Origin of the sequence: Micromonospora sp. NPDC049044 (genome assembly GCF_040649215.1) — a bacterium.
Taxonomy (GTDB): Bacteria; Actinomycetota; Actinomycetes; order Mycobacteriales; family Micromonosporaceae; genus Micromonospora.
In genome coordinates, this window is sequence record NZ_JBEZFA010000063.1 from 21609 (window position 1) to 27789 (window position 6181).

Sequence of the window (6181 nt, forward strand, 5' to 3'; positions counted from 1 at the left end):
TCCAGGCACCATGGACGGGATATGACGCTCACCGCCGCGCTGCCGACCAGCGCCGACCCCGACACCCTCTTCGACGCGTTCGCCGGCTGGGCGAAGGATCGCGGCCTCGACCTCTATCCCCATCAGGAGGAGGCGGTCATCGAGATCGTCTCCGGCGCCAATTTGATCATGAACACGCCCACCGGCTCGGGTAAGAGCCTGGTGGCGATCGCCGCGCACTTCGCCGCCCTCGCCGACAGCCGGACGACCTTCTACACCGCGCCGATCAAGGCGCTGGTGTCGGAGAAGTTCTTCGCGCTGTGCGAGGTCTTCGGCGCCGAGAACGTCGGCATGCTCACCGGTGACGCCAGCGTCAACGCCGACGCCCCGATCATCTGCTGCACCGCGGAGATCCTTGCCAACCTGGCGCTGCGCGAGGGCGCGAAGGCCGATGTCGGCCAGGTGATCATGGACGAGTTCCACTTCTACGCCGAGCCCGACCGGGGTTGGGCGTGGCAGGTGCCGATCATCGAGCTGCCGCAGGCACAGTTCGTCCTGATGTCGGCCACCCTGGGGGACACCACCCGGTTCGTCGACGACCTGACCCGGCGTACCGGGCGGCCGACCGCCGTCGTCCGCTCGGCCGAGCGGCCGGTCCCGCTGATCTTCTCGTACGCGATGACGCCGCTGCACGAGACACTTGAGGAGCTGCTGGAGACCAAGCAGGCCCCGGTGTACGTGGTGCACTTCACCCAGGCCGCCGCGCTGGAACGCGCCCAGGCGCTGATGAGCGTCAACGTCTGCTCCCGGGCCGAGAAGGACATGATCGCCGAGGCGATCGGTGCCTTCCGGTTCACCTCCGGCTTCGGCAAGACGCTGTCCCGGCTGGTCCGGCACGGCATCGGCGTGCACCACGCCGGCATGCTGCCCAAGTACCGCCGGCTCGTGGAGACCCTCGCCCAGGCCGGCCTGCTCAAGGTCATCTGCGGCACCGACACCCTCGGCGTCGGCATCAACGTGCCGATCCGCACTGTGCTGTTCACCGGCCTGTCCAAGTACGACGGGGTCCGGACCCGGCTGCTCAAGAACCGGGAGTTCCACCAGATCGCCGGGCGGGCCGGCCGGGCCGGTTACGACACGATCGGCCGGGTCGTGGTGCAGGCTCCCGAGCACGTCATCGACAACGAGAAGGCGCTCGCGAAGGCCGGCGACGACCCGAAGAAGCGACGCAAGGTGGTCCGCAAGAAGCCGCCGGAGGGCTCGATCGGTTGGGGCCAGCCCACCTTCGACCGCCTCGTCGACGCCGAGCCGGAGCCGCTGACCTCCAGCTTCCAGGTAAGCCACTCGATGCTGCTCAACGTCATCGGCCGGCCCGGGGACGCGTTCACGGCGATGCGGCACCTGCTCACCGACAACCACGAGGAGCCCGCCGCCCAGCGCCGGCACATCCGCCGGGCCATCGCCATCTACCGGGCGCTGCGGGCCGGCGGGGTGGTCGAGGAGTTGCCCGAGCCGGACGAGACAGGCCGGCGGATCCGGCTCACCGTCGACCTCCAACTCGACTTCGCGCTCAACCAGCCGCTCTCCCCGCTCGCGCTGGCCACCATCGAGCTGCTCGACGCCGAGTCCCCGTCGTACGCGCTCGACGTGCTGAGCGTGATCGAGTCGATCCTCGACGACCCCCGGCAGATCCTCTCCGCGCAACAGTTCAAGGCGCGCGGCGAGGCCGTCGCGGCGATGAAGGCCGAGGGCATCGAGTACGAGGCCCGCCTCGAACTGCTCGATGAGGTGACCCACCCGAAGCCCCTCGCCGAGCTGCTGGAGGCCGCGTACGAGATGTACCGGCAGGGCCACCCCTGGGTCGCCGACCACCAGCTCTCCCCCAAGGCCGTCGTCCGGGACATGTTCGAGCGGGCGATGACCTTCACCGAGTACGTGCAGTTCTACGGGCTGACCCGCTCGGAGGGGCTGGTCCTGCGCTACCTGGCCGACGCGTACAAGACGCTGCGCCAGACAGTGCCCGAGGACGCCAAGACCGAGGAGCTGATCGACCTCATCGAGTGGCTGGGCGAGCTGGTCCGCCAGGTCGACTCCAGTCTGATCGACGAGTGGGAGCGGCTGCGCAACCCGTCCGACGTGGCCGAGGTGGCCCAGGCGCACGCCGCCCTCACCGACCGGCCACCGGCGGTGACCCGAAACGCGCGGGCGTTCCGGGTGCTGGTGCGCAACGCGCTGTTCCGCCGCGTCGAGCTGGCCGCGCTGCGCCGCTGGGATCTGCTCGCCGAACTGGACGCCGGCGACGGCTGGGACTACGACGCGTGGTCCGACGCCCTGGGGCCGTACTTCGAGGCGTACGACTCGATCGGGGTCGGTCCGGACGCCCGGGGGCCCGCGCTGCTCATGATCGAGCAGGGCCGGGAGCGGTGGACCGTGCGGCAGATCTTCGACGACCCGGACGGCGACCACGACTGGGGCATCAGCGCCGAGATCGACCTGGCCGCCTCGGACGAGGTCGGCGCGGCTGTCGTCCGGGTCACCGAGGTGGGACAGCTCTGACGCCTGCCCCCGGCTGGACCCGTCGGCTGGTGGCGCTGACTTCCCACACCGTCACATGGACTAACGGTCCTGGGCGGCTGCCTTGATCCGGCGTACCGCCTCGGCCGCGCCACCGTTCCACGGCGTGCCGTGACCGGGCAGGATCCACGTCGCCCCCAGGTCCTCGATGCGGGCGAGCGAGGCGAGCGCCTGCGCCGGGTCGTCGGTGAACGGCGCGGGCTGCGGACCCTGCCGGCCGGTCAGCACGTGTCGGGTGGTCAGCGCGTCGCCGACGAACACGGCGTCGGCGATCGGCACGTGCACGGCGATGCTGCCCGGCGAGTGGCCGGGCATGCCGATCACGCGCGGCTCCCCCGGCAGGTCGAGCACCTCACCGTCGCGCACGGTGCGCACCTCGCTGAGGTACGTGGTGCGCAGCCCGCCCTTGCGGCTCGCGTACCAGAGGAAACCTGCAGTGGCGCCCACCTTGAACGGGCCGAAGGGCGCCTTCGACTTGACCTCGCCGCGGGCGCGGGCGGCGTCCGCTTCGTGCACGTAGACCGGCACGCCGTGCTCACGCCGCAGCCGTTCGGCGAAGCCGATGTGGTCGGTGTCGCCGTGGGTGAGAATCAGACCCCGGACGTCGGCGAGCGAACGACCCATCCGGGACAGCTCGGCGACCAGCTCGGACAGGTGACCGGCGAGGCCGGCGTCCACGACTGTCACGCCCTCCTCGGTCTCGACCAGGTAGGCGGCGACGATGTCGTTGCCGATGCGGTGCAGATGTGGCCCGAGCTTCATGGTGCCTCCCGAAGATGACGCGGCGATCTGATAGCTACGATACATAGCCATCATGCCTAAGGTCCATAGCTATCATGGTGTCGGTCCTCACCACCCGCGAAGGAGCACCGCATGCCGACCCCCGACCGCACCTCGCTCGCCGACATCGTCACGGCCGCCCGCCACATCCTGGAGTCGCAGGGACTCCCCGGGCTGACCATGCAGGCGGTCGCCGAGCGGGTCGGCGTACGCGCACCCTCGCTGTACAAGCGGGTCCGCAACCGCGACGCCCTGATCCGGCTCGTCGCCGAAGCCACGGTCCGCGAGATGGGCGAACAACTCGACGCCGTGGCCGGCAGCGGCGACCCGGGCCGCGACCTGCGCGAGCTGGCCCACGCCTTCCGCGCGTTCGCCCACGCCCATCCGGTCGGCTACCACCTGATCTTCGCCAGCGGCCCCGAGGAGGCCCGGCCCAGCCTCGACACCCTCACCCTGGCCAGCGCCCCCGCCCTGCGCGTCGCCGCCGACCTCGCCGGTCCCGAGCACGCCCTGCCCGGCGCCCGCATGATCACCGCCTGGGTCAACGGCTTCGTCAGCATGGAACTCGCCGGCGCCTTCAACCTCGGCGGCGACCTCGACGAGACCTTCGAGTTCGGCATCGCCCGGCTGACCGCCGCCCTGACGGCCGCCACCCCCGGTCGGCTCGGCCGAACCGGCGGCCGGTGAACGGCGGCCGGTGGCGCCCGCAGGCCCGGACGGCGTCGCGCCGAACACCGGGCAGCACGCCGGCCCGGCCGGCGCCGTTTCGGCGCCCAGATTCACTGGGAGATGTCACAGGTGTCGATTAGAATGTATGTACTAATCGAGTTCCTGACCTGGGAGGACGCCCGTGACCGCGCCCGCCTCCATGCCCCTCACCCCCTACGCCACCCTGCTCGGCTTCACCCGCTACGTCGACCGCACCGGGCCCACCAAGGCGACCTTCGTGGGTGGGCTGCGCAAGCAACGAGCCAGCCGCTCCGGCTTCAACCCGCACGGCCAGTTCGTCAAGGCGCTCAAGGCCGACATCGCCTTCCACACCGGCGGCACCCACCTGACCGGGGTGGTCGACGTGGTCAAGCCCCGCTGGCGCCCGCTCTACCAGGCGCTCGTTCCCGGCGCCACGGCCTGGCTGCACTCCCTCGGTGAGCCCGCCGCCATCGACCTCGCCCAGACCCGCGACGCCCTGGCCATGCTGGGCGACCTGCCCGTCAAGATCAACCCCCATTTCGGGGTACGCCACGCCGACGGCCGCGCCGAAGCGATCCGTCTGCACTTCGACGAGACCCCACCGAGCGAGGAATCGGTGCTGGCCACCCTGCACCTGATGGCCCGACACATGGACGCGGTGCTCCCGCACGCCGAGCCGGTGCTGGTGGATGTCCGCCGTGGCCAGGCCCACCGCATGCCCACCGACGCCAAGCCCGAGCAGATCGAACGGTGGCTGGCCGGCGAAGCTGCCGCCTTCCGCGCCATCTGGTCCACCGCCGCCTAACCTCACCCTCACCCGTCCCACCCCTCCCACCCGTCCCAGCTGTCCGGCCGCGCATTTTGCAAGATCACGCTCGATCCAGGATGGAGTGGCCTCCGTTTCGCCGGAGGCCACTCCATCCCTGTTCGAGCGCGATCATGGGGATAGCGCTGCGCCCGGTCACCGGGGCAGGATCGATGGTTATCCACAGGGACAGCGTGACGCGGAGCTGATCGGTCAGCCTGGAGCGCATGCCGAAAGCTCCTCGACGCCCGCCGCAGTTGCGCGGCCGGGTCTTCCGCGGCTCGACCGCCGTCTCGCAGGGTCTGCTGAGCCGGAACGACCTGCGCAGCTCCGCCTGGCGGCCACTGTTCCGGGACATCTACGCCGACGCCACACTTGAGGTCACGCACCGGGTCAGGTGCACCGCCGTCGGGCGGTTGCTGATCCCACCAGAAGCGGCAGTCGCCGGCCGCTCCGCGGCAGCGGTGTACGGCTGCCCGGCACCCCCGGCGACCGATCCGGTGGACGTGTTGGTTCCCCGAGCAGCCCGGATCGGGCCGACCACGGGTCTCCGGATCCACCGCGGGGAGGTCGAGCCCGGCGACACGGTCGAGCGGGCCGGGGTCCGGGTGACCAGTCCCGCGCGTACCTGCTGGGATCTCGCCCTGTGGCTCGACGTGGTCGAGGCGGTGGTCGTCCTCGACGCCATGCTGGCGAGGCGGCTCACCGACGTGCCAGCCCTGCGCGCGTACGCACTGGATCGGGCCGGTCGACGCGGCTGGCGGAGCCTGCTGCGCGCGGTTGACCTGGCCGATGCCGGGGCGGAGTCACCCCAGGAGTCACGCACCCGGATCGGGCTGGTCCTTGCTGGCCTGCCCCGCCCACAGACCCAGTGGGTCGTCGCCGACCAGGGGCGGTTCGTGGCCCGGCTCGACCTGGCCTGGCCGGAGTTGAAGGTGGCGGTGGAGTACGACGGGCTCTGGCACGACGATCCCGAGCAGTTCCATCGGGACCGCCGCCGGCTCAACCGACTGCTCGGCGACGAGTGGATCGTGCTGCACGTGACTGCCAAGCGCCTCCGGGACGACTTCGACGGCTTCCTCGCCGAGGTCCGGGCCGCCCTACGAGCACGCGCCCGGTCCCGCTGATCACGCTGATCACGCTGATCACGCTGATCGCGCTGATCGCGCTGATCGCGCTGATCGCGCTCGAAGGTGGATGTAGTGGCCTCCCTACACGAGGAGGCCACTACATCCTGGATCGAGCACGATCATGCGCGGCGCGGCGCGGCGCGGACGCGGGTGCGAGCGCGGACACGGGCGCGAGCGCGGACACGGGCGCGAGCGCGGACACGGGCGCGAGCGCGGACACGGG

The 6181-nt window shown here is 71.0% G+C and carries 5 protein-coding genes; 4 read left to right on the forward strand and 1 reads right to left on the reverse strand.

The features are described from left to right. Nucleotides 1-21 precede the first annotated feature (21 nt). A complete protein-coding gene (locus AB0B85_RS32320) occupies nt 22-2535 on the forward strand; it encodes a DUF3516 domain-containing protein (protein ID WP_357413336.1) in 2514 nt (837 codons plus the stop codon). 60 nt (nt 2536-2595) lie between these two features. Here AB0B85_RS32320 and AB0B85_RS32325 read toward each other — a convergent pair whose 3' ends face one another. After that, the gene (locus AB0B85_RS32325) at nt 2596-3315 is read right to left on the reverse strand and encodes an MBL fold metallo-hydrolase (protein WP_357413338.1); all 720 of its coding nucleotides are present in this window, start codon (nt 3313-3315) and stop codon (nt 2596-2598) included. Between the two features lie 111 nt (nt 3316-3426). On the opposite strand from AB0B85_RS32325, the gene AB0B85_RS32330 reads away from it, so the two are divergent. From AB0B85_RS32330 to AB0B85_RS32340, 3 genes are all read left to right on the forward strand, one after another. Continuing rightward, entirely contained in the window at nt 3427-4020 is a 594-nt protein-coding gene (locus tag AB0B85_RS32330) for a TetR/AcrR family transcriptional regulator (RefSeq protein ID WP_357413340.1), read from the forward strand. 163 nt (nt 4021-4183) lie between these two features. Then, nucleotides 4184-4828, forward strand: a complete 645-nt coding sequence (locus AB0B85_RS32335; RefSeq protein ID WP_357413342.1) for a hypothetical protein — start codon at nt 4184-4186, stop codon at nt 4826-4828. 227 nt (nt 4829-5055) lie between these two features. Next, complete coding sequence (locus AB0B85_RS32340) at nt 5056-5955, forward strand: hypothetical protein (RefSeq protein ID WP_357413344.1); 900 nt, start codon at nt 5056-5058, stop codon at nt 5953-5955. The last annotated feature ends 226 nt before the right edge of the window (nt 5956-6181 follow it).